Genomic DNA, 21,908 nt, shown 5'->3' with positions numbered 1-21,908 from the left:
TCTAGTATAGAGGGAGTTTAATTCGTTAAGATTTATTTCTAACCATCAAATAAATCATTAAAATATTGAAGCCTTGGATAATAAAGAAAAATCCTAGTATGAAACCTAGTACAATTCCGACAAGAATTGGAGTGAAGAATGAGAATATCGCGAATAAAATAGCGATAATTCCTAATGTTAACAGCCAAGTCCAACCTGGGAAATCTTTAATTGAAATAGCGGTTAACAAGCGCATAACGCCTGAGAACAATACCCAAATAGCAAAGGCAATGATAAGTGTACTTTGGGCAATTCCTGGATTGAATAAAATAAAAATCCCGGCAATCAGAGAAGCAAATCCATCAAACAAGATCCATTTAGAAATATTCCAAACTTTGCGTTCTTGTAAGAAAGAGAAAATTTCGACTAATCCGTTTCCTCCTAGAAGCAACCCAATTAAAATCGTTGTTGTTTTTAGCGAAGCTGTTGGATTGAAAATAAACCAAAAACCCATCGCCATCATTAAAATAGCACTAATCAATAATAAATACTTAAAAATGTTTTTCATGTTTCTCACCTCATTAAATCTAATTTTTGTTACACTATTAGTTTACTACAAAATAGTAGGGAATGCAGTTTAAAACTCTTGCTCTACGGATAAAAATCAGAAGCAAGTCATTCCCAATATGTGTAGCCGGTTAAATTGAATTCCTGCATATCAATTTTAATTATATCTAAAATAAGATCATGATTGTCCATTTTTGCTAAGGCAGCCGCATAGTAATAGTACTCTTCTGCTTCTTTTTTTCTACCTAATTTATATAAATTAAACCCTTTTTCATAATAAAGCTTATCTAATTCAAAGTTCATATTTTGTTGCTTTTGTAAGGCAATACCAAAGTTACATAACTCAATAGCCTTTTGATATTCTTTAACGCTAGAATGAAATTTAGCAGTATTGTAGTAAATTTTAATGATTTCAAGACTTTCTTGATTTAAATTTAGATAGTCCATTAATTGATTTAATTGTAGCAATGCTTTATCAAAATAAGTACGGGCCTTATCGGTTTCAGAATCTAAAAAATAAGTCATAGCTATACCATTTGTTGAAAGGACATCAAATAAATCAAGTTCTCTTTGTTCACCAGTAGATAAAGCAAGGTTAAAATTAAAATGAGCATCGGCAAAATTGTCTTTAGCTAATAAACTTGTAATTCCTTTGTAATAATAATACTGTCTAAATTCAAAACGATCTTTTAACTCATCAAATTTTAGTTCATTCAGAAGTAAATCATAAGCTTCTTGATATTTTAATTTGCTACAAAGCATTCTTAAACGATTTAAGACTTGGGTGTTCCATTTTTCTTCCTTTTTTATATAATCAGAGATATTTATGATTTCAGAAAGCTCACTTATCTCAATACTCAATCTTTTTGCAATTGCTAATAATATATTTAAAGTAGGGACATTACCATTACTTTCTAAATTACTGATAGTCGCTTGGGTACAAATTTCATAAGCTAATTCAGCTTGAGTTAAATTTTTTAGTAACCGTTTATTTTTTATTTTAATACCTAAATAATTCATTGGATAACCCTCCTTGTTTAATTGATTAACTCTAGTATAGCTTGAAGAAAATTATTAGTATATAGATTTATTTTTATTTTATTTAATAATAAAAAAACTTTGGCAATTCGTAGGTGAACACTATCACGCATCATCCATTTAAGGTAGAATAAAAGTAGACGTAAAATCAAGATAGTGGGGGTGTGACTGTGGGAGTGTATTTAGAAATTCCAGAATTAAATGAACATTTTTTATTTCGTAGTTTTGTCAATGAAGGGGATATTTTAGTGTATCCTCATTGGCATAAGGAAATTGAAATTATTTATGTGAAAGAAGGCAATGTCAATATTGGTGTAAATGATGTGCCGATTCAATTAAAGCGTAATGATATTTATTTTATTAATGGCGGAGATGTTCATTATTTTTTAGCCTCTCCAGAAAGCGAGCGGATTGTGATTCAATTTGATCTCAGCTTTTTTCAAGATATTTCATCACTTGAAAAAACGAGTAAAGAAATGCGAAATCTATTTTCAAGTATTGTTCAAGCAAGTAGTTTGTGGTCCCAAGAAGTAGCAGATCAAATGCGCCAACTATTAATGACGGTGCATGAAGAAAATAATGAACGCAAAAGTGGCTATCGTTATGTGATTAAAGCTAAAATGTTTGAAATGCTAGCTATCCTCAGTCGAGAAGTTCCCCAAAATGAAAATTGGAACGATCAAGTTCGTGAAGAAATCTCAAGTACAAAACAAATGGAAAATTTAGAGCGCTTAGATAAAATATTTATGTATATTGAAGCGCATTATCAAGATACAATTACTTTGAATGATATTTCTGCATATATGGGATTTAGTAGCTTTTATTTTACTAAATTCTTTAAGAAAAATACTGGGACAACCTTTATCCAATTTTTAACAGAGTATCGCTTAAATAAAGCCAAATGGATTTTATTAAATGAAGATGCAACTGTAACCGAAGTTGCTGAAAGAACAGGATTTAGTAGCGTTAAAACTTTTCATCATCAATTTAAAGATTTGATGGGCATTTCTCCTTTAAAATATAAAAAGACAATATCCGGGAATAATTAAGCAAAAAACTGGGTAGAAAGCCTTTTCTTTTTTCTTTATAGTTAGGTTATAAAGAAAAAAGAAAAGGCTTGATTTTTTAGTTCTGCATTGTATCAAAGCTGAGCGAAATCAACAAGCTTTTGATAGAGCTAAACGGCTCAACAAACTTTTTATCATAGGAGGAAATAGTAAAATGACATTAAAAATTGGAATTATCGGGTGTGGCGGAATCGCTAACGGGAAACATATGCCAAGTTTGAAAGCGGTTGAAGAAGGTGAAATGGTAGCTTTTTGTGACATTATTGAAGAGCGTGCTTTAAAGGCTAAGGAAGAATTCGGAACAGGCGATGCAAAAGTTTATACCGATTATAAAGAAATGCTGAAAGATCCTACAATCGATGTGATTCATGTATGTACTCCAAATAGTTCACATTCTGTGATTTCAATTGCAGCAATGGAAGCTGATAAACATGTTATGTGTGAAAAACCAATGGCGAAAACAACGGCTGAAGCTGAAGCAATGTTGGAAGCTGCTAAAAAAACTGGAAAAAAATTAACAATCGGTTATCAAAATCGTTTTAGAAAAGATTCTAGTTACTTGCATACTGTTTGTGAAAATAACGAATTAGGTGACATTTACTATGCGAAAGCACATGCAATTCGTAGACGTGCAGTGCCAACTTGGGGTGTCTTCTTAGATGAGGAAGCACAAGGTGGTGGACCTTTAATTGATATTGGTACTCATGCTTTGGATTTAACTTTATGGATGATGGACAATTACAAACCAAAATATGTTGTTGGAAATAGCTATCACAAATTATCACAAAAAGAAAATGCAGCCAACGCTTGGGGCCCTTGGGATCCAACTAAATTTACTGTGGAAGATTCTGCATTTGGATTTATTACAATGGAAAATGGCGCAACAATTGCTCTTGAAGCTAGTTGGGCACTGAATTCATTAGATGTCCGAGAAGCTCAAACAACTTTATGCGGAACTGAGGGTGGTGCTGATATGCAGGATGGCTTGCGTATCAACGGTGAAGCTCACGGTCAAATGTATACGAAAAAGATTGAGTTAGAATCAGGTGGGGTTGATTTTTATGATGGTGCTGGAGATGATCCTGCTGTATTAGAAGCGCGTCAATGGTTACAAGCGATTTTAAATGATACGGAACCCGTTGTAAAACCTGAACAAGCGTTAGTTGTCACTCAAATTTTAGAAGCTATCTATCAATCAAGTCAAACAGGTGAACCTGTTTTCTTTACTAAATAAACGAGAAAGTTTGATCAAAGAATGGAAATAAAAAAAGTAACACCTGCTGAGTATCCGATGGATTTACTTTATCTAGCTGATCCTTCTAAGGAGATGCTAGACAAGTATCTCGGCAATAGCCAAGTTTATGGTTTAATCAAAAATAACCAAATAATTGGAGTCTGTGTTGTTCAAATAAAAACGTCAAAAAAAGCAGAAATAATGAATATCGCAATTAACGAAAAGAATCAAAATCAAGGGTTAGGTCGTTATTTGCTAGAACAGATTTTAATTGAAATGAAACAGCAAGGAATTCAGCAAGTAGAAATTGCCACGGGAAATTCGAGTGTAGGTCAACTACATTTGTATCAATCATTAGGTTTTAAAATTTTTAAGAGACAAGAAAATTACTTTATCGAGCATTATTCAGAGCCAATTTTTGAAAATGGTATTCAATGTATAGATCAAATTTGGCTTAAAAAAATAATCACTTAACTGATGAGGAGCATAAAAATGACAAAACCAATTGCGTTACAATTATGGAGTGTCCAAGATGAAACTGAAAAAGATTTCTTTGGAACATTAGAAAAAGTAGCTGAGATGGGTTATGATGGCGTTGAATTTGCTGGTTACTATGGAAAAACAGCGGATGAAATTCAAGTGAAGTTAGCAGAATTAGGACTAAAAGTAGCTGGTTCTCATATTCAGTATGAGCAGTTTTTAACTAATTTGGATGAGGTTTTGGCCTTTGAAAAAGTTTTGGGGAATAAAAATTTAATTGTTCCTTGGGCAGCTTTTGATACTGTCGAAGAATGGCAATTATTTGCAGATAATATGAAAACTATTGCTGAAAAAGTTACTGCTGCAGGTTTTAATTTTAGCTATCACAATCATAATCATGAATTTGAAGAGCTAAATGGACAACCTATTTTGACATGGTTGCTTCAAGAAGTTCCCACCTTAAACGTTGAATTAGATACCTATTGGGTTCAATTTGCTGGTGTAGATGCGGTGGAGTACATGGCAAACTATGCAGGAAGAATGAAATTAGTTCATTTAAAGGATCAAAAAGAAAATCCAATTGAAAGCACGGAAATTGGAAATGGTGTTCTCGATATTGCAAGTTATGTTAAACAAGCAGAAGAAAATGGAGTTGACTGGTTTGTTATAGAGCAAGAAGCTTTTACACAACCCACTCTAAAAAGTGTTGAAATTGGGTTAATAAACTTAAAACGAATTATCGCAGAAGGTTAATTTAGAAAGGACGGTTTTTATGGTTAAAGTAACTGTTTGGAATGAATATCGCCATGAAAAAAAGGACGAGGCTGTTGCTAAGGTTTATCCAAAAGGCATCCATAGTCAAATTGCTAGTTTTTTAACAGAAGCTGGAATTGATACTACGACAGCAACATTAGATGAACCAGAGCATGGTTTGACTGAAGCAGTTTTAGCAGAAACAGATGTGCTGATTTGGTGGGGGCATATTGCACACCAAGAAGTGAGTGATGAAATTGTGAATCGGGTTCAAAAACGTGTTCTAGAAGGTATGGGACTGATTGTTTTACACTCAGGACACATGTCGAAAATATTTATGAAGTTAATGGGAACAAGTTGTGATTTGAAATGGCGCGAAGCTGAAGAGAAAGAAAGACTTTGGGTCATTGATCCAAGTCACCCGATTGCTGATGGAATTGGGGAATATATTGATTTAGATGTAGAAGAGATGTATGGAGAGCATTTTGATGTGCCAAATCCAGATGAATTAATTTTTGTTGGTTGGTACGAAGGTGGCAATGTTTTTCGGAGTGGGATGACCTATAAACGTGGTAGTGGTAAGATATTCTATTTCCAACCAGGTCATGAAACTTATCCAACTTACTATAATAAAGACATTCAAAAAGTGATTATTAATGGTGTGAAATGGGCCGAGCCAACGAAGCGGAATTATCCAGTTTATGGCCATTCAAAGGCATTAGAAGAGATTAAACCAAAATAAATCAAAAAGACTAGCGAAAATGGAGGATTTTAATCATGAAATTAGGTGTATTTACGCCGTTATTTGCGGATTTAAGTTTTGAAGAGATGCTAGATCGAGCTAAAAGTGCTGGTTTAGATGCAGTAGAAATTGGAACAGGAGGAAATCCTGGAAATCACCATTGCCCAACAGATGAACTATTAGCTAGCCCGGAAAAACGCCAAGCTTATTTAGCTGAATTGGAAAAACGTGGTTTAACGATTAGTGCTTTTAGTTGTCACAGTAATCCAATTTCACCAGATGCTACAGAGGCTCGTGAAAGTGACGAAATTCTACGTAAAAGCATTCAACTAGCAGCATTAATGGGTGTTCCGGTCGTGAATACTTTTTCGGGAACAGCTGGAGATAGTGAGGATGCGAAAGCGCCCAATTGGCCTGTGATTCCTTGGCCAACGGTTTATTCAGATATTAAGACGTGGCAGTGGGAAAATAAATTAATTCCTTATTGGAAGGAAATTGGTGAATTTGCTACAGAGCATGGCATTAAAATTGGTATTGAACTTCACGGTGGATTTTTATGTCACACCCCTTACACTATTTTAAAATTACGTGAAGAAACGTGCGATGCAATTGGGGTCAATTTAGATCCAAGCCATTTATGGTGGCAAGGAATTGATCCAGTTGGGGCCATTAAAATTTTAGGTAAAGCTGGTGCTATTCATCATTTTCATGCAAAAGATACCTATTTAGATCAAGAAAATATCAATATGTATGGTGTCTTAGATATGCAACCATATGGTGATGTCCAAACACGTGCTTGGACTTTCCGCTCAGTTGGTTGTGGTCACAGTATGTCAGAATGGTCTGATATGATGAGTGCTTTAAGAACATATGGATATGACTATGTAGTTAGTATTGAACATGAAGATCCTTTAATGTCAATTGATGAAGGGTTCAATCGAGCTGTTACAAATTTACAATCTATTTTAATTAAAGATGCGCCCTTAGATATGTGGTGGGCATAGTTATAAGATCAAAATTGCTTAAATGAAAGGATTATCTAAGATGAAGCAAGATAAATTATTCGTTGTGATTGTTGGATTTGGCGGAATGGGCCATTACCACAGTACGTTAATCGAAAAAGACCAAAATTTAAAAGTTAAAGGGATTTTTGATACTAAACAAGATCGTTTAGATTATGGAACTAGTTTAGGTTATGAGGCGTATCCTGATTATTCCGCTGTTTTAAATGATCCAGAGGTAGATATTGTTTTAATTGCTACACCAAATGATGTTCATAAGGAATTAGCAATTGCTGCTTTGAAAGCTGGAAAACATGTGATTTGTGAAAAGCCTGTTACTTTATCTAGTCAAGATTTTATTGAAATTGATGCAGTTGCTAAAGAAAATGCAAAGGTCTTTATGACGCACCAAAATCGCCGTTGGGACGAAGATTTCTTGATTGTTAAAGAAATGGTTGATCAACAAACAATTGGAGATATTTTTCAACTTGAGTCACGCGTTCACGGAGCCAATGGGATTCCAGGCGATTGGCGACATGAGTTGGCACATGGTGGCGGAATGTTACTAGATTGGGGCGTACATTTGTTAGACCAAATGCTTTATATGGTTGATAGTAAAGTGACAAGCGTTTCTGCTCAATTAAGTTTTATTCTTGGTAATGAAGTCGACGATGGTTTTATTAGTACGTTGCAATTTGAAAATGGTGTCACAGCGATTGTCGAGGTAGGAACGACAAATTATATTCCTTTACCTCGTTGGTACGTAAAAGGCACGAAAGGTACGGCTTTAATTGAAGATTGGTCGTTGAAAGGCAAGATTGTTAAGCGAAACGAAGCAGTCGAAAAGGTTGAGCCAAAACCGATTCAAGCAGGCGTTGGGCTAACAAAAACAATGGCACCACCTTCAGAAGAGGCAACTATTATTGCTGAATTACCTGAAGCGCAAAAAAATCCACAAAGTTTTTATGAAAATTTTGCAGCTGTTGTGGCTGGAACAGCTGAGCCAATTGTTAAAAATTCAGAAGTTCTACGTAATTTACGTTTAATTGAAGCGATTTTTGAAGCAGCTCATACAAATCAAGTAGTAACTGATTTTGATCAGTACTCGAAAACTAAATAAAGTAAAAAAGTGTCAGAACTTGAGAAATTCAAGATCTGATACTTTTTTTATTTTAGATTGCTAGATATTTAGTTGTGATTTTATTTTTAGATGATAGTAGTCTATTAATTGATTTTTTTATATTTTTCCAATCATGCTTCGTTGGAATTGAATTGATACTGATTAAAGGGATATTTAGTGAATAGGAGTTATTTGAAATAATTAAATCATATTTTTCTTCTAAGTTTAATGATTCTGGTGCTGTGTTGGGTTCAATAATTGTAAGGAGCACGTTTTTATGAAAATGGTAGTTAATTAAATCACAAATAAATAGAGTATGAGAATAGTCAAAAGTACTAAAAATACCAATAGATATTGGAGTCTGTGTATTTCCTAGCCCCTCCAATAGATTAGGCCAGTAGATAATTAGCGTATAAATAAATTCATTAAAATAGCGACTATTTGAAGTTAAATAATCTGGCAGTTCATTAAGCAAGAGTTCAATTAAAAAAGGGTATTCTGTTTTAATAAATGTAGAGAAATGCTGCCTTTTGTCATACAAAATGAAATTAATATCTAATGAATGAAATTGAACTTTATATAAACGATTTACTAGTTCCTCTTTGTTATTTAAGTTAACTCCAATTTTTTTTTGAAAGGCAGTTAAAAAAGTAGTTAAATCATTTATTTTTTTCTTTTCCGAGCATGCAACAATTTTTTTTGGGAGAAAATTAGTTGCATGAAGATAGTCATTTTTATAATAAAGATAAAACAATTGCGAAAGAATGAGAGGTGTTAATTTAAAGCCAATTGTTTTTTGAAAATCACACATAAACATGCTATTAGTCATAATTTTATTTTCTAAGTCTTTTCCCAAGAAAGGCAAAGGTTCACTTTCTAGTAAGTTTCCATGGGATAAACGTGTTAAGCACACCATCGAAAGGTAGGTTAAATGTTTTATATTTAAATGCGTACTTTTATTTTTAAAAGGTTGAGGCACAAAATTCAGAAGCTCTAAAAAAATGGATTCATGTTTTTTAGAATAAGGGAAATCAGTAGCTAAGTACTTTTCTGAAAAGTAAGCAACATAAAAATTTTGAATTTGAATTTCATTTCCGGTGATTCGGTAGGGAGAAGACTGGATTTTAATAGCCAATGGAGCAAAAAAATCTGCACATTTTTTTATTAAGCGGCTCACTGTAGGAGTACTGACATATAAGTATTCTTCTAAGTCTCTCTTCTTTAAATGTTCATTGAAAAAAATCAATTCTAAAAAATTGAATTCAAGACTGTTACTTAGTATGACCGAATAAATATAATCAAATGTAAAATTTTCAGGATACGAAAGTTGTAGTCCTCTTTTTACAGATGTTGAAATACTAAATGGTGCAAAAATTTCATTGATTGCTCTAAGATCATTTCTGAGACTTTTTGCAGAACAATTTAATTGAGTTGCCAGCTCGTTAAGCGTCAACCATTCGTCTGTATCAAAAAGTAATTTTAAAAACTCTAAGCGTCTTAAATCAGTAGAATTTAATAGATGTTTCATAAGTATGTTCCTTTCTACTAAAGCTAATTTATTGATAGATATGTAAGCTATCTATGACTTAGCATAGCGTATAAACTATTAAGGAATAACAATTGTGCATATATTAGAATAGTGAAAATAGTAAATCTACATAATTAAATTTCATAGTAACCGAACTATTTTTTATTATAAAAAATAGTTTGGTTATTTAATTAGGCTAGGAAATGAATGTGAAAAAAGGCTTTATTACTTTTAGAGATATTTTTATGTTATTTAATAAGTTTCGAGAACAAATTGAATTAGTTTTAAAAAGATTTTATTTTTATTTTTCACATCATTTGTTCCTTCAGGAGGAAAAAAATGAGATTTTAATAAATGATAAGGTTTGTTATTCTGAAAATAAGTTTTGGGGAAAACTAGTATTAGATAGTTTTTTTTAAAGCTGTAAAAAAATGAAAGGAGTTTTTTATGAAAAAAAGGATTGTCTATAGTGTTTTGGTAAGTTTAGCTTTTGTGTTAACAAGTTGTGGAACGCCTGAAAAAAAGAAAACAGCAGAAACAAAAACGGCTGAAGCAAATGAATCAAGTCAAATACGAATAGATACCCCTTATTTACCAAAACCGGGTTCAATTAAAGTTGCTGGAGAAAATGTAGCAATTGGAGACATCGATTTTTCAATCAAAAAAGTTTCGAAATTGGACGGCGTAAATGGAACGAAATTAGCATTTATTCAGTACAAAGTAACAAATAATACGCAACAGAAAAACAGACCCAGTGAATTTTGGTACAGGTATGTACGAGTAACTCAAGACAGCAATATTCCTTTAACTGTAGGAGCACTTCCGTTTGAAGAAAAAGAAAATAAAAACGGGAAATTAGTCAAAAAAGCGAATCGATTTTTAGAAAAAGAGCAAACGACAGATGGTGCTGTTTTATATGTACTAGAGAATGATTCAGATGTAAAAATAACGTATTTAGATACGGACTATCAAGAGATTAGTAGTCAAAATTATTCGTTGGATTAATTAGGAGGAACTAGAAATGAAGAAAAGAATGAAATTTATTGGAATGAGTGCAGCTGTTTTGTTAGCTCTATCACCAGTAGTAATGCCAGCAATTGGCGCAACTTCAACAGTTGTTTATGCAGATGAAAGCTATGATGGGATTTTAAAGAATGCTATTCAATCTAATTATACAGTAGAAGATTGGACAGCAGAACGTATTTTAGGATTGAAAACACTTGTTAACTCAGGCGCTACCAATCAATTGTACACAGGTTCAATAACGAATAACTCTTTTTATACAGATATTTTAAGCTCGAAAATTTTTAATAATCAAACGTTAAATCAAATTTTAGGAGTTGCTGGTGCCAGCGCTAAAGCTCAAATTCTTGTTGATGGGAAATCACAAGTAACAGAAGCTGATTTGTCAAAAGCGCAACTGACACTAACCGTAAAAATCTTTGCTACTAACGGGAAAACAGCAGAAGCAGAAGTCCTTTTGAAAACCAATGCTCCTGAATTAGCTGTTAATGATGAGATGCTTTCGTTGACTCAAGCTTTTGGAGCAGATTATGTTGACTTTGAATTAAATCCAGAGTTATTAACAGTAGCCAACAATGATAGTAATGGTTCTTGGTCAGTTGATACAGTTGTTTCAGTGACTCCAACAAAAGAGAGACTAGTTAGGGATGGTATCCTAGATTCAGAAGGGCGTTATATTAAAGCTGGTGAATATACTCAAACAATTACAGCAAGTTTAATAAGTACGACAGGTACTGAAGTTTTACGAACTATAGATGTTACTATTTCAGTATTGGCTCCCAACGCTGCTGATTTGAAATTTATCGCGAAAACGGCTGATGCAAAAGAATATGCGAATGGATCAACTGTGCTTCAAACAGCTATTGAGAATATGGATGCGACCGTTGCGGCCACAAGTCCTTATAAATTCGAAGACAACTTAATTCTAAATAGTCCGGTTTTCTTTAATTTTGATACTAAGGTAACTAATTATGGCGAATTAGATGAAGTTCTAAAAAACCGTTTTATTGAATTATTCCAAGTATCAAATGAAATTAGTGGCACAGTTGCAACATTGCCTATTCAGATTGATAAGTTAACGGTGGACTCAACCAGTATTGATTTTTCAAAAGCAGGGATTGCGACAGTTCCCTTTAAGTATACGACTCCTAATGGGCAAGAAATGACCTTATCCTTACAATTGAAAATGAAAAATCCAGGCAACCCAGTCTTTGAATTTAGTCAAAATCAAGATATCACTATTTCAATTGGAAATGCTTTTAATTTATATGACTTTAAAGTATATCCCAATACAAATGATTTGAATAATGGAAATGCTGCTGGGAATGAAGGCATTGGTTTATTAGGCGGAGTCACTATTAATGGCAGCGTGAATACTTCTAAAGTGGGAGTTTATAAGATAACTTATACAGCAACTAATTTAAACCATTTAACGACGACCTTAGTTCGCACAATCAATGTGATTGATCCAAATGAAGGAAATGAAAAACCTGAAATTACAAACTTTAAATCGGTTGGCTATGTTGATTATATTACGGGGTATGGTATTCGCGTTTGGGGTACACCTAAAGGCAACGGAAGTAGTCAATTCTTGCCTCATGCTACTGCATGGAAAATTGATCAAAAAGCGACATTTAAAAATGGCGATATTTGGTATCGTGTTGGAAAAGATCAATGGGTTGATGGAAGCTACATTAAATTTAGTCCCGTTGCAAATGATCCAGGAATGAATGAATTAAAAGGCGTTGGAACCATTAATTACGTACCAGGTTATAGCATTAACGTTTATAAAGGTGCTGAAGCTAGTTCAGCAAATTGGACAGGGAAACAGTTAGAGCATGGAACTAAATGGCGCGTTTATGGCGAAAAAAATGGTTTTTATAATTTAGGCGGCAATCAATGGGTTGCAAGTAACTATGTAACATTCATAAAAGATTAAAATGAAGTTAATAACAAAGGAGACGATTGATTAAAATGAATAAAGTTAAATTTATTACACTGAATGCTGTGTTGGTACTAGGTCTATTACCAATTGGAACAACATTAGCCTCAGTTGAAACCGTTCATGCAGAAGAGATGAGTCAAAGAGCAGGGGTAGGGAGCTTACTAGACGATAAATTAAAGCAAACCAGTTCAATCGGAGTTGACGTGTTAGCCCAACATGCGGATGCTTTAGCGGCTATTGTCAATCAACAAGCGAATGAAGGTATATTAACGAATTACTCTGCTGAACCTGAAAGAAAAGCAGCTATGGAAAGTTTATATAAAACGATTTTAATTAGTGAAGATGGCACGTTTACGTTACATTCATTAACGAATCAAATTAGTAGCGCTCAGTTAATTATTAATGGAAAAACATCGATTACAGCGAATGAAATTAAAGAGGCTCAAAGTTTAACAATCGAATTTAAATTATTTGAATTCAACTTACCTGATCCATCAACTAGCCAGATGGTGACTGTAAATGTGAATCCTTATTCAGTAAAAAGTACAACAATTAATACAAAAATAGAATCAAGCTATCAAGCTGAAACAGGAATCAGTGTCAAAACACCAGCTGGAATCCCTGTTGAAAGTGACGATATTGAAGTTAAACATAGTGGTGGTCCAGTCAATGCGAATGGCATTCCTCTTGATTTAATTGAAGCAGGAATAGCAGATGCAACAGGTAACTTTATTAACGTTGGAAGCTACAATGAGGAATTAGAAGTAAAAGTAGCTGGGACCGTTGTTGCATCAAATCTTAAGCGTACGATTATTGTGGGAATTGGTGAATTTCAACCTTCTTTTAGAGGTGAAGCAGGACAAGGTACCAGATATGACCATGGTTCAACTGTGGCAAATTCAATCGATTTTCTAGCAATTGAAGGAGATCAAGTAACAGCTGAGCAATTGGAACAAAAAATTAAATCTGATGTAATTACTAATTTCCATATTTCAGATAAAAATGCTATTGCCTCAACCAGTTACCAAGAATTGACGAATCCAGCTGCGCTAAGTGTGGATACGTCTTCAATTAACTTATTTAAATCTGGTACGTACCAAATTCCAGTAACATATTCAAAACCTGGTAGTAAAATTGTTTCAACAATAACTGTTCCAACTAAAGTAACTGCAGTATCTCCGCCAGTTATCCGTTTTTCTGAGGGACAAAATCTAACGATTAAAGTTGGTGAAAGTTTTGATATGACAAAAAACTTAAATGTTTTTGAAAATCAAGCAGCAGCAGCTAATCCAACCAACTCAGGGAAAAATGTAACCTGGTCTATTGAAGGAAATATTGATACAAACAAAGAAGGTGTCTACACATTACGTTATATTGCGACAAATATTAAAGGGGCTAAAACGGAATTAACACGTATCATCACTGTTGAGAAAAGTTCTGAAACGCCTAAAGTCGAAAATTATACCACTGTTGGATATGTGAATTATGTGCCAGGTTATGGAATTCGCGTTTGGGAAGCGCCTAACCAAACAGCAACAGATTATTTCTTGCCTCATGCCTCCGCTTGGAAAATTGATCAAAAAGCAACCTTTAAAGACGGTAGTGTCTGGTATCGAGTTGGGAAAAACCAATGGGTAGATGGCAAGTACATCTCGTTATCACCAGTTACATCAGGCGAAGAAGTAAGTGTTGATGGGATAGCAACAATTAACTATGTGGCTGGCTATAGTGTGAACGTTTATTCATCTCCTCTAAGTTCAGAGGCTTCATGGACAGGTAAGCAATTAAAACATGGAACTAGATGGAGAACGTTTAAAAAGACGACCTTGAATGGAACAACTTTTTATAACTTAGGTGGTAACCAATGGGTAGATAGCCAATATATTATTTTTTCAGAAAACTAAATAACTTAAATACTGACGATTGAGGAGTTACCATTCTCGGTCGTTGGTTCAATTGAATAGGAGAATGGTGTTAATGATGAAAAAAAGCAAGTGGCAACTAGCCCTTCTTATTCTGATTAGCTCGATTTTTGGCTTTTCAGGAGCAAAGTTGGCGGTAGCAGATACCGTTGCAAGGGAGGGATTGATTGATGTTGGAGAAGATTTACAACTTTCCTATTATTTTGGAAATAAGCCAGGAAATGTAGAGATTACTCCGAATCGTGTGCAAGTAGCTAATGTGAATTTTTTAACTAAAGGGAAACGAGTGGAACACCTATATTCAAACGGAGGTAATAAAGGAACGATTTCGATGGGATTTAACGGGGCTAATAGTTATGTAGATCCGACTAATATTACTGTCAGCTCAATTACTGGAGGTGGAATTAATTCAGCTGTTACGGCAACTTATACTGCTGATTATGCTGGAAATCTGTTTGAAATCACTTCAACCTTAGCGCCAAGAGGAAATAATATTATCGTTTCAGATACTATTAAAAATATTTCTGGTAAGGACTTAGAAAATGTCTGGATTGCTAGAAGCTATGACACGAAGTTGAATGGCAATGATGCTGTACCTGTAAAATATTTAGGATCAAATAATGGTCTTTATATTGCTCAGGATGATTTTAAATTGTCTTATAATTTTCATATGCCAATCGGACCAGAAGGTTGGGCGGCAGATCAATATAATAAACAAATTGTTCCAGTTGTCTTTAGTAACCCAACAAACCTTGGTCAAGCTTCTTTAAATAAACCAGAGGGTGATATTGCCTTTAGTAATGGAGATTCTGGAATCTTTATGAAGTGGTCTCCTAAAGATTTTCCTAAAGATAGTTCTAGAGAAATCGGGTATATTGTAGGAGTGACACCAGAAAATATTGACGCACCAGAAGTGACAGTTGAACAAGAAGAAGTTGAATATCGTGGGGGAGATTTAGCTTTAAATGGGACAGTTTTATCAAAAGATTCTTCAGTAACAAATTTGGATCTTTATTATCAAGTAGATGGTAATACAGCAAAAAAATTTAAAACACTTCCAAATAATCCTGTAAATACGGCTTTTCCTTGGGAATTAACACTACCAGCAGAAGAATTAACAGGAGCAATGCCGAAGCAAATTAGTATTTATGCGATTGATTCAAATGGCTACTATTCGGATTCCATTTCTGTTGATTTAGTTCTCCCAAAGAGTCAGCCAGTAACGATTGAATATAAAAATCAAGAAGGGGCAACCTTAAAAGCTTCTGCTAAGATAGAAAAAAATATGGGGAAGAGTATGATGTTGAAACAGATAATGGGGGAACTTTATTACCTAATTTTGACTATTACACTATCGAAGCTTTACCAGGCAATAAAAGCGGTACAGTAACAGATGAACCTCAAACAGTAGTCATTAAGTATTTAGGTGATTTAGTTGGTGAAACTACGGGTAAAGTCACGGCTCAATACATTAATCAGGCACAGGATGAGTTAACTACTGAAATTCCAGCAACCGGAAATGGCCGTTATGGAAGTCCTTATTCTACAGTACAAAAAGATTTTTCTCATTATGATTTTGTTGGAGTTGATCCAACAGGTGCGACTCAAAATGGAACCTATTCAAATACGCCACAAACGGTTAAATTTAAGTATAAAGGTCACCCTGTGGGCGATGACGGGAAAGTACATGTTACCTATATTAACCAAGAAGGCGTAGCCATAGCTGATGAAGTTGAGGCAATTGGAGATGAATTAGTTGGTAGTCATTTTACTACGGTCAAACACGAGATAGAAAATTATGAGTTTAAATCAGCAGAACTAGATGGACAGGCTGTATCAGAGATTCCTGTCAGTGGAATCTATACAATGGATCCACAATTTGTCACGTATCACTATCAAGGTCAACAGGTTGGTGAAAATAAAGGACAAGTAAAAGTTCGTTATGTAAATCAAGAAGGTGCTGATATTTCACCAGAAGTATCTGCGACGGGAAATGGTTTATTTGGTAGCCCATATACAACCGAGGAAAAAGAAATTGATCATTATCAATTTATCGATGTTGATCCAGATGGAGCCTCAGCGGCGGGTTTCTATACTGCAACTCAACAAATAGTTACGTATCGTTATCAAGGTGAAGACGTAGGCGAAGCGGGCAAAATTACAGTCAATTATAAAAATCAAGCAGGAACAATGTTAGCAACGGAGTCATTCACAGGAATATATGGTCAGACATACAATCTTTCAACCGATAATAATGGAGTATTGTTAAAAGAGTTTGAGCATTATACACGCAATGAATTACCTGGGAATGCAGTTGGAAAGATTACGGATGTGCCACAAACAATCACTCTGACGTATACTGGTGATCAAGTTGGGAATAATATCGGGAGAGTAACGGCTAAGTACCTTAATCAAGAAGGTGTTGTGATTTCACCTGAAGTTGAGGCAAATGGTGATGGCCTCTTTGGTAGTCCCTATACAACTGAACAAAAAGTGATTGAGAACTATGAATTTGTCGGTAACGATGTAGAAAATGCTCCACCTACAGGGTTTTATAAAGAAACGCCGCAAACGGTTATCTATCGATATCAAGGGCGAGATGTTAGTGAAGAAGGCAAAATAACGATAGAATACCGAAATCAAATTGGTAAATTATTGGATAAAGCCTATATTACAGGACATTATGGTCAAACTTACAATCTAGAAACAGACCAAAATGGGAATTTATTAAAGACTTTTGAGCATTATACGCGAGATACTTTACCAGAAAATGCTAGCGGAACAATTTCCGATACTCCGCAAACTATTATTGTAACTTACACGGGGAATCAAGTTGGAAATGAATTAGGTCGAGTAACGGTTCGTTATGTGAATCAAGAAGGGGCTACAATTGCTCCAGAAGTTGATGCAGAAGGGGATGGTTTATACGGAAGTCCCTATACAACAAAAAATAAAACAATTGCTAATTACGACTTGGAATCAGTAGATGTTAATGGAGTGGTAACAACTGAGATTCCTGCAAAAGGACATTATTCTGCAGAACCTCAAGTAGTTACCTACACCTATAAAGGGCAAGAAGTTGGTGAAAGTCGAGGAAAAGTTATAGCCAAATATATCAATCAAGAAGGCGTAACGATTTCACCAGAAAATCCTGCAAGTGGTAATGGTTTGTATGGAAGTCCTTATACAACAGAACAAAAAGATATTCCTCATTATGAATTTGTCGATATTGATCCGTCTGGTTCATCAGCTACAGGTTTATATAGTGATAAACCTCAAACGGTTATTTATCGTTATAAAGGGGAAGAAGTTGGAGAAGCAGGGAAAATTACGATTGAGTATCGCAATCAAGCAGGCACTTTGTTAGATACTGCTTATATTACGGGGATTTATGGTCAACCTTATAATGTAGCAACAGATAACAATGGTGAATTATTAAAAGATTTTGACCATTACACTAGAAATGAATTGCCAGGAAATTCAGTTGGTACTGTGACAGATATGCCACAAACAGTGGTAATTACGTATACAGGTGAGTTAGTTGGGAATGAAGCAGGCGCTGTAGTAGCACGATATATCAATCAAGAAGGCGTAGCAATTGCGGAAGAAAAAGCTGCAGATGGTGATAAATTATATGGCAGCCCGTATACAACAGAGCAAAAAACAATTCCTAATTATGATTTTGTTAAATTAGCAGAAAATGGGGCTCCAGCTACGGGTTTTTATACAGATGAACCACAAACGGTTATTTATCAATATAAAGGGAATAAGATTGGTACTGTAACAGTTACCTATAAAAATCAAGCAGGAGATGATTTAGCTGCACCAATCACACTAAAAGGTGATTTCGGTTCAAACTATACTGCTGAACTAAAAACATTTGATCATTACCAAATAGACTCACTGCCAGGCAATGAAACGGGAACGTTCTTGACAACACCTCAAACCGTTGCATTAACCTACACAGGTGAGGATGTCACTGGTAAAGGTGATGTAACTGTTCGTTATGTAGATCAAAACGGTATACAGTTAACAAATGATACGATTACAGAACCAATCAAATTAACAGGTAGATATGGGGATCATTTTAGAACAACTGAAGAAGTCTTTCCAGATTATAATTTCTCACAAGCTACACTGAATGGAGAAACAACGAGTTCGCCGGTTACTGGTAGACTAAACGACCAACCACAAGAGGTTATTTATAAATATAAAGGTCAACTTGCGGGCAAATTGACCATTGAATATCAAAACCAAATCGGAAAAATATTGAAAACAGAAGAAATAACAGGTTCTGTGGGAGATGAAGTTACTTTAACTCCTCCAACAGAAGGTATATTCCAAAACTATACGCTTAATCCTAATCAAAATTTAACGTTCTCTCTAGAAAAACAACCGCAAACCAAAGTCATTTATTATACGGGTAAAGTTGCTAAGCCAGTATTAGAAAAACATATTGGCGCTGATGGAACTATTTTTAAAGAAGAGTATAAACGGGGAGCGTTTGGTGATGCCTATGAATTTTTACCACTATTATCCACAGAGACAGTTGGTTATACATTTGATCGACTTATTGGATCAAAGGTAGGCTTCTTAACCAATGAAGAAAAAACAGTTACCTTTATTTACAAAAAAGATAAAATAGAAAAAGGTTTAATTAAGGTAACTTACCAAGATGAATTTGGAAAACAATTAGCTTTGCCTGTAACAGTTAAAGGGAATGTTGGAACAGAGTATACTGCAAAAGCTAAAAAGATTAAAGGCTACGTAGCAAATGCAGAAAGTCAAACGGCTACTTATGCAAATGAAGAGACAGTTATCTCCTTTGTATATACCCGTGAACCGGTAGCTGGAGCAAATGTTGAAGTGAAATTTGTGAAAGAAACAGGTGAAGCACTAGCAGGATTGAGTCCCTTGACGTTGAGTGGAAATCTAGGTGCTGGATATGATGCAACAAGTGAAAATAATGAAGAGGTTCAAACCGAAATTCAAAAAGCAGTTGCATTAGGGTATTCAGTCAAAGAAATTCCAGCTAACGTAACTGGAACTTTTACAAATAAAAAGCAAATTGTTGTTTATGTATTTGAAAAAGGTGAAATTCCGGCAGGCGCTGTAACAATCAACTATGTAGATAAAGATACATTGGTGGAAGTTGCTGACTCGGATAGCCTAACTGGGACGGTTGGTGCGCATTACCAATCAGAAGCAAAAATAATTCCAGGTTATCGACTTGTAGAAATGCCAAGCAATGCAAGTGGAAGCTTTACAAATGCAACTCAAACGGTGAATTATCAGTATGAGAAAGCAACTGGTGGAGAAGTGACCATTCGCTTTGTAAATGAAGATGGTGTTGAATTAGCTGAGCCAGAAAAACGAACAGGGTTAGTAGGAGATTCGATTTGGCCTGAAAATAATGCTAAAGAAATTCTGGGCTATACTGTGATTGGCAGCAGCCTTCAAGAGCTTAAAGGACAAAGATTTACTGAAAACAATCAAACTCTTAATTTAACCTATAAATTTAATTCAACAAATCCAGACATAAAACCAGTTAAAGTCGTTTGTATTGATTTATATGGAAATATCTTGAAATCGAATGTAAAAGTAGTTCAATCAGGTCAAACCTTGACAGTCTTAGCCCCAGTAATTGAGAAATACACCTTATTGGGAACTGTAAGTAAAGTAACAGTAAATTGGAGTTTAGGCGATAAAGATCCTGAAACAATTTACTTTACCTATAGAGGAATTGGCAGCAAATAAAAAATTAGTATAATTCTGAGTACTTAGTTAACTAAGTACTCAGAATTTTTAGATAGTAGGATGCTGAAAAAATGTATTAAAGAAGGTGAAAAGAAATGAAATTTGAAGAAAAATGGCTAGACGTTGAAATTATAAATATTGAATTTCTCAGCTTCGAAAAAAAAAGATACAATCGAGTTTTCATTATTCCAGTAGGCTTAACAAAGAAAGAAATTGTGACCTTTTTACAAAAAGAATTTTATTTAGTCGAAGAATACTTGCATATTGATTTTATTGAAGAAGGTTTTTACTATAAAGGCAACTATTTCTCAACAATAAACCAAGAAAAAAAGATGATATAGGAACATGAATGTTTTAGTTAGATGTTGGAAAAACAATGAGTCGGATTTAAGGCTAGAAGAAAATTGAGTTTTGCAGTATACTAGATATGAAAAGAGAGACATGCGCTAACATGTCCCTCAAATGCTGAGTTTAGATTTACTAGGCTCAATGATTCTAGTTTTGTATTGTAACTCTAACTACATCTTGCCTGAACAGCTTGAGATGTGATCTTTTTTTACTCTTAATTATTGGTAGCGTGCTTTATTCAGCAGGAATATTCGTTAGCCAATTAATTCTATTTGTAACTACATTTGTTAGAAAAAGATAAATAAGAGCCAGTTCTTGTTAGTTTATTATAAGCTAATGAAGAAGGGCTTTTTTGCTTGCCAAGATATTTTTAAAAGTTCCTTAATTGAATATTAACTATGAATTGATAAACTACTGTTGAACAAAGTAAATGCAATTAAGAGAGGGAAGATGAAAATGAATTATAAAAGTTATGCTTTAGTAGGTGTATGTTTAGCAGTAGTTGGAGGCTATTTATTGAGCCAGAAACCAGTAGGAGCCCAGGTGAAAACCGTTCAAAAAATCTCAAATAAAGCGATAGATTCAGACTTAAAGAAATTAGAAAAGGAATATGAAGCTACACTTGGAGTTTATGCAATTGATACAGAAACGAATAAAACCATTAATTATAATGGAGAACAACGTTTTGCATTTGCTTCTACGTACAAAGCCTTGGCAGGTGGGTTAGTACTAGATAAATTTAATTGGGATGAGCTGAATCAAACAATGATGATTAATCAAGAAGATTTAGTTGATTATTCCCCAATTACAGAAAAATATGTTGGGATAGGTATGCCCTTAAAAGATATTATTGGTGCTGCGATGGAATACAGTGATAACACAGCAGGAAATATTCTTTTTGATCAACTAGGCGGACCAGCAGGATTTCAAAAAGAATTGGAAAAATTAGGTGACCATACAACAGAATCGGTTCGCTATGAACCAGAGTTAAATGAAGCAATACCAGGTGATTGTCGCGATACAAGCACTCCAAAAGCGATTGCGCTGGATTTAAAAAAATTGACTGCAGACAAGACTCTAGCTCCTGATAAATTAACTTTTTATAAAAAGCAGTTAGTTGAGAATAAAACAGGCGGAAATTTGATTCGAGCTGGGATTCCGACAGATATACTTGTTGGCGATAAATCAGGTGCCGCTTCATATGGGACGAGAAATGATATTGCTGTCTTATACCCACCAGACAGAAAACCGATAGTCTTAGTTATCTTTTCAAATAAAACCAACAAGGATGACGCTTATCAAGATGAATTAATTGCAAAATCTGCTAAACTAGTAGGTGATTATTTTAAATTATAGTCGTTAATATTTAGAAATAGTAGATATAGTGAATAAAAAAAAGTCAGC

The 21,908-nt window shown here is 34.4% G+C and carries 18 protein-coding genes and 1 pseudogene; 16 read left to right on the top strand and 3 right to left on the bottom strand.

Going from position 1 to position 21,908, the window contains the following annotated elements; all coding sequences use genetic code 11:
- Positions 1-25: 25 nt before the first annotated feature.
- Both BR77_RS07810 and BR77_RS07805 read right to left on the bottom strand, forming a co-directional pair.
- A complete protein-coding gene (locus BR77_RS07810; protein ID WP_035064507.1) occupies positions 26-547 on the bottom strand; it encodes an HdeD family acid-resistance protein in 522 nt (173 codons plus the stop codon).
- Positions 548-654: 107 nt separating this feature from the next.
- Positions 655-1,566, bottom strand: a complete 912-nt coding sequence (locus tag BR77_RS07805) for a helix-turn-helix domain-containing protein (RefSeq protein ID WP_016356325.1) — start codon at positions 1,564-1,566, stop codon at positions 655-657.
- A 188-nt stretch (positions 1,567-1,754) separates the two neighbouring features.
- On the opposite strand from BR77_RS07805, the gene BR77_RS07800 reads away from it, so the two are divergent.
- From BR77_RS07800 to BR77_RS07770, 7 genes are all read left to right on the top strand, one after another.
- The gene (locus tag BR77_RS07800; protein WP_015075608.1) at positions 1,755-2,633 is read left to right on the top strand and encodes an AraC family transcriptional regulator; all 879 of its coding nucleotides are present in this window, start codon (positions 1,755-1,757) and stop codon (positions 2,631-2,633) included.
- A 172-nt stretch (positions 2,634-2,805) separates the two neighbouring features.
- Positions 2,806-3,885: a Gfo/Idh/MocA family protein gene (locus tag BR77_RS07795; RefSeq protein ID WP_035064505.1), complete on the top strand. Its 1,080-nt coding sequence runs from the start codon at positions 2,806-2,808 to the stop codon at positions 3,883-3,885.
- 21 nt (positions 3,886-3,906) lie between these two features.
- Positions 3,907-4,359 (top strand): GNAT family N-acetyltransferase, encoded by a 453-nt coding sequence (locus tag BR77_RS07790; protein WP_016356326.1) that lies wholly within the window; start codon positions 3,907-3,909, stop codon positions 4,357-4,359.
- Positions 4,360-4,377: 18 nt separating this feature from the next.
- A complete protein-coding gene (locus tag BR77_RS07785) occupies positions 4,378-5,118 on the top strand; it encodes a sugar phosphate isomerase/epimerase family protein (protein WP_015075610.1) in 741 nt (246 codons plus the stop codon).
- A gap of 19 nt (positions 5,119-5,137) precedes the next feature.
- A complete protein-coding gene (locus BR77_RS07780) occupies positions 5,138-5,860 on the top strand; it encodes a ThuA domain-containing protein (RefSeq protein WP_035064502.1) in 723 nt (240 codons plus the stop codon).
- 35 nt (positions 5,861-5,895) lie between these two features.
- Positions 5,896-6,864 (top strand): sugar phosphate isomerase/epimerase family protein, encoded by a 969-nt coding sequence (locus BR77_RS07775; RefSeq protein WP_015075612.1) that lies wholly within the window; start codon positions 5,896-5,898, stop codon positions 6,862-6,864.
- Positions 6,865-6,904: 40 nt separating this feature from the next.
- The gene (locus BR77_RS07770) at positions 6,905-7,981 is read left to right on the top strand and encodes a Gfo/Idh/MocA family protein (RefSeq protein WP_035064499.1); all 1,077 of its coding nucleotides are present in this window, start codon (positions 6,905-6,907) and stop codon (positions 7,979-7,981) included.
- Positions 7,982-8,033: 52 nt separating this feature from the next.
- Here BR77_RS07770 and BR77_RS07765 read toward each other — a convergent pair whose 3' ends face one another.
- Positions 8,034-9,509, bottom strand: coding sequence for an AcpB/EbpR/MafR family transcriptional regulator (locus BR77_RS07765; RefSeq protein WP_035064496.1), 1,476 nt, complete (start codon positions 9,507-9,509; stop codon positions 8,034-8,036).
- A 203-nt stretch (positions 9,510-9,712) separates the two neighbouring features.
- On the opposite strand from BR77_RS07765, the gene BR77_RS07760 reads away from it, so the two are divergent.
- From BR77_RS07760 to bla, 9 genes and pseudogenes are all read left to right on the top strand, one after another.
- On the top strand, positions 9,713-9,928 hold the full coding sequence (locus BR77_RS07760) for a hypothetical protein (protein ID WP_016356328.1): 216 nt from the start codon (positions 9,713-9,715) through the stop codon (positions 9,926-9,928).
- Positions 9,929-9,956: 28 nt separating this feature from the next.
- Complete coding sequence (locus BR77_RS07755; RefSeq protein ID WP_015075617.1) at positions 9,957-10,514, top strand: DUF5067 domain-containing protein; 558 nt, start codon at positions 9,957-9,959, stop codon at positions 10,512-10,514.
- 16 nt (positions 10,515-10,530) lie between these two features.
- The gene (locus tag BR77_RS07750) at positions 10,531-12,471 is read left to right on the top strand and encodes an immunoglobulin-like domain-containing protein (protein WP_010053196.1); all 1,941 of its coding nucleotides are present in this window, start codon (positions 10,531-10,533) and stop codon (positions 12,469-12,471) included.
- 35 nt (positions 12,472-12,506) lie between these two features.
- Complete coding sequence (locus BR77_RS07745; RefSeq protein ID WP_015075619.1) at positions 12,507-14,381, top strand: immunoglobulin-like domain-containing protein; 1,875 nt, start codon at positions 12,507-12,509, stop codon at positions 14,379-14,381.
- A gap of 73 nt (positions 14,382-14,454) precedes the next feature.
- Complete coding sequence (locus BR77_RS19435; RefSeq protein WP_015075620.1) at positions 14,455-15,789, top strand: hypothetical protein; 1,335 nt, start codon at positions 14,455-14,457, stop codon at positions 15,787-15,789.
- A pseudogene (locus BR77_RS19430) lies at positions 15,738-15,995 on the top strand (MucBP domain-containing protein); the annotation flags it as partial. The gene BR77_RS19435 and the pseudogene BR77_RS19430, both read left to right, overlap by 52 nt.
- 69 nt (positions 15,996-16,064) lie before the next feature.
- A complete protein-coding gene (locus tag BR77_RS07740; protein WP_015075621.1) occupies positions 16,065-20,156 on the top strand; it encodes a MucBP domain-containing protein in 4,092 nt (1,363 codons plus the stop codon).
- A 95-nt stretch (positions 20,157-20,251) separates the two neighbouring features.
- Complete coding sequence (locus tag BR77_RS07735; RefSeq protein WP_016356330.1) at positions 20,252-20,497, top strand: hypothetical protein; 246 nt, start codon at positions 20,252-20,254, stop codon at positions 20,495-20,497.
- Positions 20,498-20,954: 457 nt separating this feature from the next.
- Complete coding sequence (gene bla, locus BR77_RS07730) at positions 20,955-21,860, top strand: class A beta-lactamase (RefSeq protein ID WP_015075623.1); 906 nt, start codon at positions 20,955-20,957, stop codon at positions 21,858-21,860.
- Positions 21,861-21,908: the final 48 nt, after the last annotated feature.

This window comes from Carnobacterium maltaromaticum DSM 20342 (assembly GCF_000744945.1).
Taxonomy (GTDB): domain Bacteria; phylum Bacillota; class Bacilli; order Lactobacillales; family Carnobacteriaceae; genus Carnobacterium; species Carnobacterium maltaromaticum.
The sequence above is the reverse complement of the archived record's forward strand: the minus strand, read 5'-3'. Positions and strand labels throughout refer to the sequence as shown.